General features: G+C 65.8%; 9 protein-coding genes. 3 read left to right on the forward strand and 6 right to left on the reverse strand.

Annotation, left to right across the window (positions count from 1 at the left end; translation table 11 throughout):
* Positions 1-27 precede the first annotated feature (27 nt).
* Positions 28-732 carry an SIMPL domain-containing protein gene (locus P5703_RS17200; protein WP_169917509.1) on the forward strand — a complete coding sequence of 235 codons (705 nt, stop codon included), beginning with the start codon at positions 28-30 and terminating at the stop codon, positions 730-732.
* Positions 733-822: 90 nt separating this feature from the next.
* On the opposite strand, the gene P5703_RS17205 is transcribed toward P5703_RS17200, so the two are convergent.
* Positions 823-2,925 (reverse strand): TonB-dependent receptor, encoded by a 2,103-nt coding sequence (locus P5703_RS17205; protein WP_228481831.1) that lies wholly within the window; start codon positions 2,923-2,925, stop codon positions 823-825.
* A gap of 287 nt (positions 2,926-3,212) precedes the next feature.
* A complete protein-coding gene (locus tag P5703_RS17210; RefSeq protein WP_011912182.1) occupies positions 3,213-4,376 on the reverse strand; it encodes a type III PLP-dependent enzyme in 1,164 nt (387 codons plus the stop codon).
* 405 nt (positions 4,377-4,781) lie between these two features.
* Between P5703_RS17210 and P5703_RS17215 the strand changes: the two genes are divergently transcribed.
* On the forward strand, positions 4,782-6,365 hold the full coding sequence (locus P5703_RS17215) for a peptide chain release factor 3 (protein ID WP_013981893.1): 1,584 nt from the start codon (positions 4,782-4,784) through the stop codon (positions 6,363-6,365).
* A gap of 77 nt (positions 6,366-6,442) precedes the next feature.
* Positions 6,443-6,850, forward strand: a complete 408-nt coding sequence (locus P5703_RS17220) for an endonuclease domain-containing protein (RefSeq protein ID WP_125912616.1) — start codon at positions 6,443-6,445, stop codon at positions 6,848-6,850.
* 433 nt (positions 6,851-7,283) lie between these two features.
* Here P5703_RS17220 and P5703_RS17225 read toward each other — a convergent pair whose 3' ends face one another.
* The 4 genes from P5703_RS17225 to ptsP form a co-directional block, all read right to left on the reverse strand.
* Positions 7,284-9,674, reverse strand: coding sequence for a membrane-bound PQQ-dependent dehydrogenase, glucose/quinate/shikimate family (locus P5703_RS17225; protein WP_279641280.1), 2,391 nt, complete (start codon positions 9,672-9,674; stop codon positions 7,284-7,286).
* 121 nt (positions 9,675-9,795) lie between these two features.
* The gene (locus P5703_RS17230) at positions 9,796-11,535 is read right to left on the reverse strand and encodes a PTS fructose-like transporter subunit IIB (protein ID WP_218650753.1); all 1,740 of its coding nucleotides are present in this window, start codon (positions 11,533-11,535) and stop codon (positions 9,796-9,798) included.
* A 17-nt stretch (positions 11,536-11,552) separates the two neighbouring features.
* Complete coding sequence (pfkB, locus tag P5703_RS17235) at positions 11,553-12,488, reverse strand: 1-phosphofructokinase (protein WP_011912177.1); 936 nt, start codon at positions 12,486-12,488, stop codon at positions 11,553-11,555.
* Entirely contained in the window at positions 12,488-15,370 is a 2,883-nt protein-coding gene (ptsP, locus tag P5703_RS17240) for a phosphoenolpyruvate--protein phosphotransferase (RefSeq protein WP_285588361.1), read from the reverse strand. The genes pfkB and ptsP overlap by 1 nt, the downstream gene beginning before the upstream one ends.
* Positions 15,371-15,470: the final 100 nt, after the last annotated feature.

The raw sequence follows: 15,470 nt of genomic DNA on the forward strand, positions 1-15,470 counted from the left end.
CACCGGTGCCCATGCCAAGGACCCGTTATGCACCCATCCCTCCTCCGCCGCGCAGCCTTCGTCGCCGTGCTCGCGAGCGCTACCAGCCTGCCCGCCATGGCCGAAGAGGCCCGCTACAACCAGGTCGCCCTGCGCGCCGAAGTCAGCAGCGAAGTGGCCCATGACCGTATGCACGTCACGCTCTACAGCGAAGCACAGCACAGCGACCCCGCCGAGCTCGCGGCGCAGACGACTCGCGCGTTGAACCAGGCGCTGCAGACCGCTCGCCAGAACAAGGACGTGATCGTCAGCCAGGGCAGCCGCAACAGCTATCCGGTCTACGACGACAAGGGTCAGCAGATCACCGGCTGGCGAGAGCGTGCCGAGCTGCGCCTGGAAAGCGGCGATTTCGCCAGTCTGTCGAAACTGACTGCCGAACTGATGAAGAGCCTGAAGATGGGCGGCATGTATTTCAGCGTCTCCGACCCGATCCGCAAGCAGAACGAGGATGCTCTGCTCAAGGATGCCGTAGCCGCGTTCCAGGCCCGCGCCCAGCTGGCGACCGAAGCCCTCGGCGGCAGCGGCTACAAGCTGGTGAGCCTCAACCTCAACGGCGGCGGCTTTCAGCCGGTCATGCGTAGCAGCGCGATGAAGATGGACCGTCTGGAAGCGGCGCCGATTCCGGAAATCGAGGCCGGCAGCCGGCAGGTATCGGTCAATGCCGATGGCGTGATCGAGGTACAGATGCCCTGAAGATCCAACGTGCAAAGACCCGCCCCGCCAAAAGGCGGGGCGGGTCGATCGTTCGACTGACGCGGCCGCTGCCGCGCTGGAGAGGCTTGCTCAGAACGTGAGGTTGGCGCTGACTCCGAAGGCCAGCGGCGAGCCCGGCATGATGTTGTTGTCGCTATGCGCCGAGGCGTAGTACTCCTCGTCGAACAGGTTCTCCACGTTCAGCTGCAGGCGCAGGTCCGGGTTGACGGTGTAGTACACCGCCGCATCCACGCGGGTGAAGCTCGGCAGAGTCACCGCATTGGAGCTGGTCGCGTAAGCGTAGCTCTGATAGACGGCGCCGAGGCCTACGCCCCACTGCTCGTTGAAGTCATAACGGTTCCACAGGGACAGCGAGTTACGCGGCACCTGGCCGAGCTTGTTGCCCTTCTGGTTGCCGCCAAGGATCTCGCTTTCCTGGTAGGCGTAGCCACCGGTGATCTGCCAGGCATCGGTCAGATTGCCGGAGATCCCCAGCTCGACGCCCTTGACGCGCTGATCGGCGAGGATCGACACGCCCGGCAGCGTCGGATGCGAAACGACCGCATCGGTTCGATCCAGACGATAGAGCGCGGCAGTGGCTGCCATGCGCTCGGTGACGTCCCACTTGACGCCGATTTCCTTGTTGATGAACTTCTCCGGATCCAGCGCCCGGTTGCTCAGCGACAGGGAAGACAGCTGCTCACCGGCACGCGGGACATGTGCGATGGTGTAGCTGGTATAGAAGGACAGGTTGTCGAGCGGCTTGTAGATCAGGCCGGCGCGCGGCGAGAACAGGTCATCGGAGCTCGACAGCTCGGAATTGTTGTTCTTGTTGTCCAGGTCGATCTTGAAATTGTCGTAGCGCACGCCAACGATCGCCTCCCACTGGGGGCTCAGCTCGATCTGGTCCTGCACATAGAGCGCGGCGGTTTTCGCGACACTGCGGTTGTTGGCGTCTGTGGTTCCGTTGTTGGCGAAGGAAATCGGCAGGCGGTAGATGGTGTCGTCGAGACCGACCGAACGATTGCTGCTGGCAAAGACACCCGACTGGCGATAGTTGTCGGTGACCTGGCGGCTGAACTCCATGCCGGTCAGGAAGGTATGGCCGATGCCGAAGGTATCGACGTTGAACACGTAGTCGGTCTGGTTGATCAGGTTCTTGCGATCGGTCGCCGAAGTGTAGGCGGCAATGCCGATTCGGTTGGTAGCGCTATCGTAAGCCCCAGGGAACACGTTGCCGTAGAACTTCTCGTATTCGGCATAGCGGGTCTGGTTGGTCAGGGTCGAACCATTGGCGAATTCATGGCGGATGCGGGCGGTCAGTGCGTCGACCTCTGCCGTCGAGTCGCTCAGCGCAGGGTTGCCGATGAACGTCGTCTCATTGAGCCTGAGCGGCTTGCCGTTGAACGAGGGCACGCCGCGATCGACGATGCGATCGTCTTCGAAGTGCTCATAGCCCACTTCGATGCTGGTGGCATCGCTCAGCCGGAAGGTGGCGGTCGGATTGATCGCCCAGCGCTCCAGCTCGCCGTAGTCACGGAAGCTGTTGGAGTCTTCGTACATCGCCGTCAGGCGCACCGCGACGTTCTCGTTCACGCCCTGGTTCAGGTCGGTGGTGATGCGACGCTTGTCCCACGAACCGTAGCTCAGGCCGATCTCGTTGCGATCCAGCCAGTTGGCCTGCTTGGTCACGCGGTTGATCAGGCCACCGGTGCCGCCACGACCGAAGATCATCCCGCTCGGCCCCTTGAGGATCTCGATGCGCTCGCTGTTGTAGAGATCGCGGTAGTACTGGGTGTCATCCCGCATGCCATCGACGAAGAAATCCGCGGTGGAAGTGTTGCCACGCAGGATCGGCGCATCGCGATGGCCTTCGCCCTGGGCCATCTGCACGCCCGGCACGTAGCGCACCACGTCGGCCATGCTCTGCATGTTCTGATCCTTGATCTGCTGGTCGGTCACCACGCTGATCGACTGCGGGATGTTGCGCAGCGGGGTGTCGGTCTTGGTGGCGACCTTGGTCCGCTCGATCTTGTAGGAGTCGCGCTGCTCGACGACTTCCATGGAGTCCAGCGTGACGCTGCCGTCCGCCGCATGAACCAGTTGTGCCGAGGCAAGCAAGGGCAGGCCATACACGGCCATGCGGATCACGTTGGCCATCCGGGTTTTCTTGAAGCGTGGCTGCCGAGACATCTAGGTTCCCCTGTGAAATTCATATCTAAATGCGAATTGTTTGTATTAATTACTAGATGATAAATACGTGCGCGCGGCAAGTCCAGCGTTTCGGCATGCGGCAGGCTGGCGCAGTCGAGACGGCGATGGGACCGGGCGCAGTCGAGACGGCGATGGGACCGGGCGCAGGAGGCGCCACAGGAGCGCCCGGGCGGCGCAGAGAGGGGAGACGGCAGCGGCGCCTGCGGGCGCGGCGCAGAAAAGAAAACGCCCCGCGGTGCGGGGCGTTTTCGGTCAGGGCGGACAGATCAGATGTAGTAGGCCTTCAGCGGCGGAAAGCCGTTGAATTCGACGGCGCTGTAGCTGGTGGTGTAGGCACCGGTGGACAGCCAGTACAGGCGATCACCGATGGCCAGATTCAGCGGCAGGCCGTACTTGTAGTTCTCGTACATGATGTCCGCGCTGTCGCAGGTCGGACCGGCGATCACCACTTCCTCCACCTCACCCTTCTTCTCGGTGTAGATCGGGAACTTGATGGACTCGTCCATGGTTTCGATCAGACCGCTGAACTTGCCCACATCGACGTACACCCAGCGCTCCACGGCGGTGCGCGACTTGCGTGCCACCAGCACCACTTCGCTCACCAGGATGCCGGCATTGGCGATCAGCGAGCGGCCCGGCTCCAGGATGATTTCCGGCAGGTCGTCGCCGAAGTCTTCCTTGAGGAAGCGGATGATCTCCTCGGCGTAGGTTTCCAGGCTGTTGGTGCGGGTGATGTAGTTGGCCGGGAAGCCGCCACCCATGTTGATCATCTTCAGCTCGATGCCGTCTTCTTCCTTCAGGCGCTCGAAGATCACCTTGACCTTGGCGATGGCGGCGTCCCAGACGGAGATGTCGCGCTGCTGCGAGCCGACGTGGAAGGAAATGCCGTACGGTTCCAGGCCCAGCTGGCGGGCAAGAATCAGCAGATCCATGGCCATGTCGGTCTGGCAGCCGAACTTGCGCGACAGCGGCCAGTCGGCCGTGGTCGAGCCTTCGGTAAGGATGCGCACATAGACCTTCGCGCCCGGCGCGGCCTTGGCGATGTTGCGCAGGTCGGCTTCGGAGTCGGTGGCGAACATGCGCACGCCCTTCTCGAAGAAGTAGCGGATATCCCGGGACTTCTTGATGGTGTTGCCGTAGCTGATGCGCTCCGGACCGACGCCGCGGGACATGACCTTGTCCAGCTCGTAGATCGAGGCGATATCGAAGCTCGAGCCCTTGTCACGCAGCAGGTCGATGATTTCCACCGCGGGGTTGGCCTTGACGGCGTAGTACACCTTGGCGAATTCGAAACCGGCGCGCAGGTCGTCGTAGGCCTTGCTGATGGTTTCGGTGTCGATCACTACGAACGGGGTTTCGTGCTGGTCGGCGAAGGCCTTCATCTTCTGGAAGGTGGCGCGCGGGAAATAGTCTTCGATCTTGACCGTCATGCGTGGGACTCCAAAAACGGGAAACAAAAGTCGGATGAGGGGTGAAGGGCGTCAGCCCTGACAAGAACGCCTGATCAGTTTCCCCACTTTGGTTCGCCTACTTCCCAAGGCATGTCGCCGAGTATCACGTGGATCTCTCGTCGTCAGTACTTGAGCCGGATGGATCGTTGCCAGCATGGACGTTCGGGCGCGAACTTTAGGACCAAGGGAGGCATAGATCAATCAAAAAAACGTCCCGATTGCGCATCCGTTTCGAGTTGTTGTCGATTCAAAACAAAGCGTCATGGAAACTGCACAAAACGGCCGATTTCCGCTGCCGTGCGGGCCGCAGGGAAATCCATTTGCCGCTATAATCGCCGCCTTTTTTGACAGACCGACTACTCGTCGACGGGTTCCTTAATTCCGATGACCACTCAGGCCGCCGAAGTCGCGAAGCGCCGTACCTTCGCCATCATCTCGCACCCCGATGCGGGCAAGACCACCATCACCGAAAAGCTGCTGCTGATGGGCAAGGCGATTGCCGTCGCCGGCACGGTGAAATCGCGCAAGTCGGACCGCCACGCCACCTCCGACTGGATGGAGATGGAAAAGCAGCGCGGCATCTCCATCACCACCTCGGTGATGCAGTTCCCCTACCGCGAGCACATGATCAACCTGCTCGACACCCCCGGCCACGAGGACTTCTCCGAAGACACCTACCGCACCCTGACCGCGGTGGACTCGGCACTGATGGTGCTCGATGGTGGTAAAGGCGTCGAGCCGCGCACCATCGCCCTGATGGACGTGTGCCGCCTGCGGGATACGCCAATCGTGAGCTTTATCAACAAGCTCGACCGCGATATCCGCGACCCCATCGAACTGCTCGACGAGATCGAGGCTGTGCTGAAGATCAAGGCCGCGCCCATCACCTGGCCGATCGGTTGCTACCGCGACTTCAAGGGCGTCTACCACCTGGCCGAGGACCGCATCATCGTATTCGTGCCCGGCCATGGCCACGAACGCATCGAGACACGGGTCATCGACAAGCTTGATTCCGACGAGGCCCGCGCGCACCTGGGCGACATGTACGACGATTTCGTCGAGCAGCTGGAGCTGGTCCAGGGCGCCTGCCACGAATTCGACAAGGACGCCTTCCTGCGCGGCGAGATGACCCCGGTCTTCTTCGGCACCGCGCTCGGCAACTTCGGCGTCGACCATGTGCTGGACGCCGTCGTCGACTGGGCACCGAAGCCGCTGGCGCGCGTCGCCAACGAGCGCACCGTGGAGCCGGTCGAGGAAAAATTCACAGGCTTCGTGTTCAAGATCCAGGCGAACATGGACCCCAAGCACCGCGACCGCATCGCCTTCATGCGCATCTGCTCGGGCAAGTACGAGAAAGGCATGAAGATGCGCCACGTGCGCATCAAGAAGGACCTGAAGATCGCCGACGCGCTGACCTTCTTCTCCAGCGAGCGGGAGATGCTGGAGGAAGCCTGGGCCGGCGACATCATCGGCCTGCACAACCACGGCACCATCCAGATCGGCGATACCTTCACCGAAGGCGAAGTGCTGGGCTTCACCGGCATCCCGCACTTCGCCCCGGAACTGTTCCGCCGCGTGCGCCTGAAGGATCCGCTCAAATCCAAGCAGCTGCGCCAGGGCCTGCAGGAGTTGGCCGAGGAAGGCGCCACCCAGGTGTTCTTCCCGGAGCGCAACAACGACATCATCCTCGGCGCGGTGGGCGTGCTGCAGTTCGACGTGGTCGCCAGCCGCCTGAAGGAGGAATACAAGGTTGAATGCGCCTACGAGGCAATCAACGTCTGGTCGGCGCGCTGGATCGAGTGCAGCGACGAGAAGAAGCTCAAGGAATTCAAGGACAAGGCCTACGAAAACCTCGCTGTCGACGGCGGCGGCCACCTCACCTACCTGGCCCCAACCCGCGTCAACCTCAGCCTGATGGAAGAGCGCTGGCCGGAGGTGAAGTTCCGGGCGACGCGCGAGCATCATTGAGGCAACCGACCGCCTCGCGCTGATCGAGCAAGCTCTCGCACGGATGCGAGAGGCCTATACCGACACAAGGATGTGCGATGCCTACCGAACGCCCATCGCCCGAACAACGTCACTTCGCCAGAGCGCTTCGCAGCCAGCTCACCGATTGCGAGCGCCTTCTATGGCGGCGGCTGCGCAATCGCGGCTTAGCGGGATTCAAGTTCCGGCGGCAGCACCCGTGGCCGCCTTATGTGCTGGATTTCTACTGTGCCGAGCTGCGGCTGGTGATCGAGCTCGATGGCGGGCAACACCATGACGCCGCCGGGCTTGCACGGGATCAGCTGCGGACAGCGCATCTGGAGCGCCAGGGGCTGGAGGTGCTGCGTTTCAGTAATCTGGACGTATTGCAGAATCTGGACGGCGTTCTGACGGAGCTGTTGCGCTGGATCGAAGGCCGCGCCCCCCACCCCAGCCCGCTCCCCAGCGGGGAGAGGGAGCCTGAATGAAGCCACCGAATCATCCGTACTTGGCGGGCACATCATGCATTCCGCCCTACACCGGACCGGCAACCCAACTCGGTCTCGTCCCCTCGCCCCTCCGGGGAGAGGGCTAGGGTGAGGGGCTGGAGGCCATGCCTAGCGTCGCAACTAAAACCCACACCCCTATCAGTTACTCCTCAAGCGTCCAGGCAATCAATGACCGAGCGAGTTATGCCGGCATGGGTCGAAGCCCGGCCTCGCCCCTTCCTCCCCCAAGGGGAACGATGGCCTGAGTGAAGCCACCGAACCATCCTTAGATGGCAGGAACATCATGCGCTTCGCCCTACACCGGACCGGCAACCCAACTCGGCCCAGTCCCCTCGCCCCTCCGGGGAGAGGGCTAGGGTGAGGGGCTGGCGGCCATGCCTAGCGTCGCAACTAACCCCCCCACCCCTATCAGCTACTCCTCAAGTGTCCAGGCGATCAAGGAATCACCCAGCTTGGTGCCGAACGAACCATGCCCGCCGGCCATCTGCACCACGTACTGCTTGCCGGTCTTCTCGGACACGTAGGTCATCGGCGTCGCCTGGCCACCGGCGGGCAGGCGGCCTTTCCACAGTTCCTTGCCGTTTTGCAGGTCGTAGGCGCGCAGGTAGTAATCCAGGGTGCCGCTCATGAAGGCCACGCCACCGGCAGTGACGATCGGCCCACCCAGCGCTGGCGTACCCACCGGCAGCGGGATGCCCAAGGGCGCGCTGTCGCGGCTGGTGCCGTTCTTGTGCATCCAGACCTTCTTCATGCTGCGCAGGTCCAGCGCGGTGACGTAACCCCAGGGTGGCGTCTGGCAAGGCAGGCCGAGCACCGACAGGAAGGGCTCCAGCCGCACCATGTACGGCGCGCCGAGGTTCGGCTGCAGACCGGTCTCGCCGCCACCGGAGCGCTCGTTCGGGTCGACGTCGCTGCGCTTGACCATGGTCGAGACGAAGGCCAGGTAGTTCGGTGCGCCGAACAGCAGCTGGCGGCTCGGATCGACGGCCACGGACGGCCAGTTGAAGGTCCCCACGTTGCCCGGATAGATCAGCGAGCCCTGCTCCGACGGCGGCGTGAAATCGCCCTCGTAGCGCAGCTGGCGGAACTGGATGCGGCACATCATCTGGTCCAGCGGCGTGCCACCCCACATGTCGCGCTCGCGCAGCGGCTCGTCCGGCGCGTAGCTCACGGCCGAATAGGGCTGCGTGGGCGCGGTGAACTCGCCGTAGTCGGTGCCTTGCGGCACGGGCATCTCGTCGACCGGCACGATGGGCTCGCCGGTGCGCCGGTCGAGGATGTACAGGTCGCCGCGCTTGGTCGGCTGGATGATGGCCGGGACCTTGCCCTGCGGCCCGTCGATATCCACCAGCGTGGGCTGCGAGGGCAGGTCGCGGTCCCAGAGATCGTGGTGCACCGTCTGGAATTCCCAGCGCACCTGGCCGCTCGCCAGGTCCAGCGCCACCAGGGTGTCGGTGAAGCGCTCGGATTCCGGCGTGCGCGGTTGCGCCCACTGGTCCGGCGTCTGGTTGCCGGTGGGGATGTAGAGCAGCCCCAGCGACTCGTCGGCGGTGGCGATCGTCCAGGAGTTCGGCGTGCTGCGCACGTAGGTTTCGCCGGGGGCCAGGGGCTCGGTGGCGTCCGGATTGCCCGGGTCGAAATTCCATACCAGCTCGCCGCTGCGCACGTCATAGGCGCGGATCACCCCGCCGGGGGAATCCACCGCACCGTTGTCGGTGATCGAGCCACCGACGATGACCAGCTTCTCGGTCACCACGGGCGGCGAAGTCGGCAGGTAGACGCCCAGCGCGCCCTCGCCCAGCCCGGCCTTGAGGTCCACCGTGCCGGCATCACCGAAGTCCTCGCAGGGCTTGCCGTCGGCAACGTCCAGGGCGATCAGCGTGCCGTCATTGGTCGGCAGGAACAATCGGCGCTCGCAACGCGCAGCCGGCTCGGCCGCAGAGGCCGGCGCCTGGCTGTAGGCCGTGGCGTCGTGGTAGGCCAGACCGCGGCAGGTCATGTGCTGGTAGTACTCGGCATCGCGATTGATGCTCGGATCGAAGCGCCAGCGCTCCTCGCCGGTGTCGGCATCCACCGCGATGGCGATGCTGTGCGGGGTGCAGATGAACAGGTTGTCGCCGACCTTCAGCGGTGTGACCTGATAGGTGATCTCACCAGGGTCGCCCTCGCCCGGCAGATCGCCGGTGTGAAACTCCCAGGCCTTCTTCAGCTTGCCGACATTGGCCGGTGTGATCAGGTCCGCCGGTGCATAGCGGTCGCCCCGGTCGGAGCCGCCATAGGCCGTCCACTCGCTGGCCCGGCGTCCGGCCTGACCTTCCGGGGCCAGACCCTGCATCTGCGCGTCGCTGAACTCACCGGTGATCGAGTGGTAGTCCTGCGTCAGCGAATAGCCTGCCATCAGCGCACCGGCCAGCAGGCCGATCCCGAGCAAACCGCTCGCACCGTCGCGCCAGATCTGCCGATCGCTGACATGGCGATTGACGAAGGGCAGGATCAGCCAGAGCCCGAGGATGCACCAGAGGTCGATCCGCGGTGCCAGCTGCCACCAGTCGAAGCGCACTTCGTAGAACGTCCAGGCCAGCGTGCCCAGCAGCAACGTCGCGTACAGCCAGATCGCCGCGCGCCGCCGGGTAAACAGCAGGCCGGCCACCACCAGCAGACCGACACCGGCGACCAGGTAGTACCAGGAACCGCCCAGCGTCGCGAGGTAGCCGCCGCCGATGGTCATGAGCGCACCCAGCACCAGTACCACCAGGGCGGTCAGGGTGATACGCAGGGGCCGCGCCCCGTAGTCGATACTCATCGCAGTCTCCAGCCAGATCGATGCAAAGCAAAAAGCTGGCGAAACCTTCTGACACAAAGTCTTCGCCAGCTTGTAGTGGATGCGGCACGGAGCCCTTTAGTTCAGCCCTTTTGGCCTGCCGTCAGGCGGCAGCACCGACCGCAAGCGGCTGAGTCTCGGGCCGCTTGATCAGCGCATAGACCACCCCGGTCAGCAGGCTCCCGGCCAGGATCGCGACCAGGTAGAGCAATGCATGGTTGATCGCGTTGGGGATCAGCAGCACGAAGAGGCCGCCATGGGGCGCCAGCAGCTTGGCACCGAACGCCATGGACAGCGCACCGGTCAGCGCACCGCCGGCGATGCTGGCGGGAATCACCCGCAGCGGGTCCTTGGCAGCGAAGGGAATCGCGCCCTCGGAGATGAAGCAGCAACCCAGCACCAGCGCGGCCTTGCCGGCTTCGCGCTCGGTCTGGGCGAACTTGCGCCGGGCGATCAGCGTGGCGATGCCCATGCCGATCGGCGGCACCATGCCGGCAGCCATGGTCGCGGCCATCGGCGCGTAGCTTTGCGAGGCAAGCAGCCCGACGGAGAAGGCATAGGCCGCCTTGTTCACCGGCCCGCCGAGATCGACGCACATCATGGTGCCCAGCAGCAGCCCGAGCAGGATGGCGTTGGAGGTGCCCATGGTGTCGAGGAACTCGGTGAGCCCGGCGAGCAGCTTCGCCACCGGCGTGCCGACGATGTAGATCATCACCAGGCCCGTGACCAAGCTGGCCAGCAGCGGAATGATCAGGATCGGCTTCAGCGACTCGATGCTGGCCGGCAGTGGAATCCAGCGACTCACCGCCTTGGCCGCATAGCCGGCGACGAAACCGGCGATGATGCCGCCAATGAAGCCCGCGCCGAGCGTGCCGGCCAGCAAGCCGCCGATCATGCCGGGCGCCAGGCCCGGGCGGTCGGCGATGGAATAGGCGATGTAGCCGGCCAGCAGCGGCACCATCAGCTGGAAAGCGGTTTCGCCGCCGATCTTCATCAAGGCAGCGGCTAGCGTGCCCTCCTCCTTGAACGCCTCGATGCCGAAGACGAACGAGAGGGCGATCAACAGACCGCCCGCCACCACCATCGGCAGCATGTAGGACACCCCGGTCAGCAGGTGCTTGTAGACACCGGTCTTCTCCGCCTTCTGTTCCCCCGTAGCGGCACTTGCCGTGACGCCACCGCCGAGCACGGCCGCTTCCTGCAGCGCGCGATCCAGCGTCGCCTCCGGTTGCTTCAGTGCGACACCGGTGCCGCAGCGGAACACGCGCTTGCCGGCGAAACGGGTGACATCCACCTCGATATCGGTCGCCAGCAGCACTGCGTCGGCCGCCTCGATGGCCTGGGGGTCCAGCACGTTGCGCGCGCCCACCGAGCCACGCGTCTCCACCTGCAGGTCGTAGCCCTTGCGCGCGGCGGCCTGCCGCAGCGCCTCGGCGGCCATGAAGGTGTGTGCCACGCCGGTCGGGCATGCGGTGATGGCCACCAGCTTGGGTTTGCCGGTGGAAGGCATGGCGTCCGCTTCGTCGACCGGCTGCAATTCGGTCGCGGTATCGGCGGCGCTGCGCAGGAAGCCTTCCGGGTCGAGCAGGGCCTCGGACGGGGTCGACTGCACGACACGCTTGCCGACGAAGCGTTGCAGCGACAACGGCCCGGTTTTCACCACCACCACCAGATCGGCGTTGGCGATCTGCGCGGCCGTGAGCGGCGAACCGATGGCCTTGGGGTCGTGGACTTCCACGGCGGTCGACCAGCCCAGGCGATGAGCCGCGGCCTCGAGCAGGCGCGAGGTCAGCACGCTGGTGACCATTCCGTTGGGGCAGGCCGTGATGATGAGCAGATTCATTCCTTCACCTCTTGTAATTATTGGCTGAGCGGCTGCAGCCGCACGGCCGCTTCAAGCTCGGCCAGTTGCGCCCGATCAGTGATGCCGAAGCCGATTTGGCCGACGGCCTGAGCGGCAATCGCCGTGGCATGCGCCAGGGTGCGCTCGGCCGGCCAACCGGCCAGCAAGCCGTGGAGCATGCCGGCCAGCAGCGAATCCCCGGCGCCCACGGTGCTGACCACCCGCACCTTCGGCGGGAGGGCACGCCAGGCGGCAGCCGGCGAAAACCAGCTGACCCCTGCGGCGCCCTGGGACATCACGACATGCGCGATGCGGGCATTCAGGCGGCGCGCCTCGTCGGCAAGGGCCTGCGCGTTGGCCGGATCGAGGCCGCGGGCCTGGGCCAGCTCCTCTTCGTTGGGCTTGATCAGCCAGGGTGACAGGGCCAGCCCTTCGCGCAGCGCCGCGCCACTGGTGTCCAGCGCAACACGCGCACCGAGCCGCGCGAGCCGCTGCAGCAGCTCGACGAACCACGGCACCTCGACGCCGCGCGGCAGGCTGCCGGCCACCACGACCAGCTCATGGCCAGGCACCAGGCGTTCGAGGCGGGCTAGCAGCTCGTCGCGCTGGGCGGCGCCGACCTCCAGCCCCGGGCCATTGATATCGGTAATCCGCCCATCCGCCTCGGCCAGCTTGATGTTGCTGCGGGTCTCACCCGCCACGCGGACGAATTCGTCGGCAAAGCCCCGCGCGGCGAACAGCTGCTCGAAAGGCTGCGCATTGGCTTCGCCGAGAAAGCCGGTCACGGTCAGCTGATGGCCAAGATCGGCCAGGACCTGGGCGACGTTGAGTCCCTTGCCCGCGGCGTGCACCTGCAGGTTATCGCTGCGATTGACTTCGCCCAGGTGCAGCGCGGGCAGCTGCACGGTGAGATCCAGCGCGGGATTGAGGGTGACGGTTAGTACGCGCGCCATCAGCAGTGCTCCCCGACGAAGGCGCGCACTTCATGGGCGCCGGGCAACATCAGGGCCTGCTGAGCCAGCCTCTGGCAGGCGGCGAAGTCCAGCTCGCGCACCCGCGCCTTGACCAGCGCGATGCTGCGCGCCGACACGCTCAACTCGTCAACGCCCAGCCCCACCAGCATCGGTATCGCCAGCGCATCGGCGGCCAGCTCGCCGCAGACGCCGACCCATTTGCCCTGCGCGTGGGCGGCTTCCACCGTCATGCCGATCAGGCGCAACACGGCCGGGTGCAGCCCGTCGGCCTGGCCGGACAGCGTCGGGTGGCCGCGGTCGATGGCCAGCGTGTACTGGGTCAGATCGTTGGTGCCGATGCTGAAGAAATCGACTTCCTGCGCCAGCACCGGCGCGATCAGCGCGGCGGACGGGATCTCGATCATGATGCCCACCTGCAGGTCGGCCACCGGCAGTTCGACGCGCAGGCGGTCGACCAGCGCCTTGGCGGTGCGCCATTCCTCGATATTGCCGACCATGGGAAACATGATCCGCAGCGGCCGGCCGTCGGCGGAGGCGAGCAAGGCACGCAGCTGGGTTTCGAGGATGTCCGGCCGCTGCAGGCTCAGGCGAATGCCGCGCACACCGAGGAAGGGGTTCTCCTCGGCGGGCATCGGCCAGTACGGCAGCGGCTTGTCGCCGCCGACATCGAGCGTGCGCACCACCAGGGGCCGGCCTTCGAGGGCTTCCAGCACACGGCGGTATTCGGCTTCCTGGGTCGCCTGATCCGGCGCCTGAGCGTGGTTCATGAACACCAGCTCGGTGCGCAGCAGGCCGATGCCCTCGGCACCGAGCGCCACCGCCTCGGGCGTCTCGCCGGCGGCGCCGATGTTGGCAACGATCTCCACCGGATGGCCGTCACGGGTGATCGCCGGCTCCAGACGTCGCTCATGGGCCAGGCGCTTGCGTTCCTCCCGCGCGGCGCGCTCGCCCCGGGCCTGTTCGAGCTGCGTATCGCTCGGCGCCACCAGCAGCTCACCGCGCTCGCCATCGAGCAGCAGCAGGGTGTTGGGCGCCAGGCCGAGCACACCGGGCCCGGCGCCGACGATGGCCGGAATACCCAGCGCCCGCGCAATGATGGCGCTGTGCGAGGTGGCGCCGCCGCCGGCGGTGAGAATGCCGGCGACGCGCTGGGCATTGAGGGTGGCGACGTCCGACGGCGCCACCTCATCCATCACCAGAATGTAGGGCTCATCCGGGGCCTGCTCGGCTTCGACACCGGCCAGGCAGGCCAGCACGCGGCGGCCCACGTCGCGCAGGTCGGCCGCACGCTCGGCGAGCAGCTGGTCATGCAGCGCCTCCTGCTGCTGCGCCGCGCTTTCGATTTCCTCCATCCAGGCCGCTTCGGCGCTGAGGCCTTTCTGCAGGCGCACCTGCACCTCTTCGCGCAGGGCGGGATCCCTGAGCATGGCCTGGTGGGTGGTGAAGATGTCGCGGATGCTGGCGACCTGGCTCTGCGCGATCAGCGTGCCGATTTCCGCGAACACCTTGTCCAGCGCCGCGTCGAGCCGCTGCAGCTCGACGGCGGGCGATTCGCCGCGCCGCGGATAGTCGATCGCCTGCGGCTTGCGCACCAGCACCGGGCCGATGGCGATGCCGGGCGAGGCGGCGATGCCGATCACCTGCTCGCCGGCCCGCAAGGCGAGCACATCCTGGGCGGCTTCATGCAGTTGCACGGTGGCGGCTGGCTGCTCCGCCGACTCACCGCCGGCTGGCAGCGGCTCGATTTCCTCGCCGAGCCCTTCCTCCACCGCGCGCACCAACGCCGGCAAGGCATCGTCGGCGATCGAGGGCTCGGCGATGAACTCCAGCACCTGCCCACGATGCGAGCCCAGCGCCAGCAGCTTGCTCAGGCTCTTGGCCGACACCCCCGCGCTCTGGCTGCCGGCCAGGCGCACGCGGATCTCGCCGGCAAAGGCCTGTGCGACCTCGGTCAGCACCTTGGCGGGCCGTGCGTGCAGGCCGTGGGCATTGGCCAGCGGCACCCGGGCACTCGGCCAGTCCGCCGGCACGTCGCCGCCCAGGGCTTCGAGCACTGTGCGACTGGAAGTCGCCTGGCTCAGCTCCGCGCCGCGCCCCTCGATCAGCAGGTTGCACAGGCGCTCGAGCATCGCCCGGTGCGCTTCACCGAGACTGGCCAGCACGAACAGGCCGTTGAGCGGCTGGCCGTGATGATCCAGCGACACGGCGGGTGTGACGAACGCCAGCCCCGGTCGCTGCACCGACTGCTCGCTGCTCAGCCACCAGAGGCCCTCGCCCAGCGGCAAGGCTTGGTCGAGCGCGAGCCCGGCATTGAAGCCAGAGACCACGCATTCGGCGCGCTTGAGCAGCTTGACGCCCTGCCAGGCCAGCTCATCGAAGTCCTCGGCGGCGACGCCCAGCCCCACCAGCTCGCCATCGAGCGCCAGTTCCTGCGGCGCGCCCTGCAGCAGCGCGATGATCGCCTCGGGGCTTTCGGCCTTCTGCAGCGCCTCACTGAGGTCGCCCTCGCCGAGGGCGCGGGTCAGCAGCTGCAGCAGACGCAGATGCTCGTCGGAACGCGCGGCGATGCCGATGGCGAGGTGGACCTGCTGGCCGTTGCCCCAGTCGACGCCCTCCGGAAAATGCAGCAGCCGCACGCCCGTGGTGAACACCTGATCGCGGGTTTCCGGGGTGCCATGGGGAATCGCGATGCCCTGGCCGAGAAAGGTCGAGCCCTGGGCTTCGCGTGCGCGCAAGCCGTCCAGGTAGCCGGGCGCCACCAGCCCGTCGGCGACCAGCACCTCGCCGAGCCGGGCCAGCGCGGCCGGTTTGTCCGCCGCGACCTGATGCATGTGGATGTGCTGCGCATTCAACTCAAGCATGAAGAACTCCTGCGGGGCTCGCGATTGTTGTGGCCGACGATGCGCCGGCATTGCCCGAATCCTGGGCTGGCGCTTCAGACCTGAGAGCTGCTGAAACGTT

Source organism: Stutzerimonas sp. FeSN7, assembly GCF_030263795.1.
GTDB classification, from domain to species: Bacteria; Pseudomonadota; Gammaproteobacteria; order Pseudomonadales; family Pseudomonadaceae; genus Stutzerimonas; species Stutzerimonas stutzeri.

Coding starts and splice junctions, on each gene's coding strand:
- P5703_RS17200 (WP_169917509.1), top strand. CDS start 28: ATGCACCCATCCCTCCTCCGCCGCGCAGCCTTCGTCGCCGTGCTCGCG.
- P5703_RS17205 (WP_228481831.1), bottom strand. CDS start 2,925: ATGTCTCGGCAGCCACGCTTCAAGAAAACCCGGATGGCCAACGTGATC.
- P5703_RS17210 (WP_011912182.1), bottom strand. CDS start 4,376: ATGACGGTCAAGATCGAAGACTATTTCCCGCGCGCCACCTTCCAGAAG.
- P5703_RS17215 (WP_013981893.1), top strand. CDS start 4,782: ATGACCACTCAGGCCGCCGAAGTCGCGAAGCGCCGTACCTTCGCCATC.
- P5703_RS17220 (WP_125912616.1), top strand. CDS start 6,443: ATGCCTACCGAACGCCCATCGCCCGAACAACGTCACTTCGCCAGAGCG.
- P5703_RS17225 (WP_279641280.1), bottom strand. CDS start 9,674: ATGAGTATCGACTACGGGGCGCGGCCCCTGCGTATCACCCTGACCGCC.
- P5703_RS17230 (WP_218650753.1), bottom strand. CDS start 11,535: ATGAATCTGCTCATCATCACGGCCTGCCCCAACGGAATGGTCACCAGC.
- pfkB (WP_011912177.1), bottom strand. CDS start 12,488: ATGGCGCGCGTACTAACCGTCACCCTCAATCCCGCGCTGGATCTCACC.
- ptsP (WP_285588361.1), bottom strand. CDS start 15,370: ATGCTTGAGTTGAATGCGCAGCACATCCACATGCATCAGGTCGCGGCG.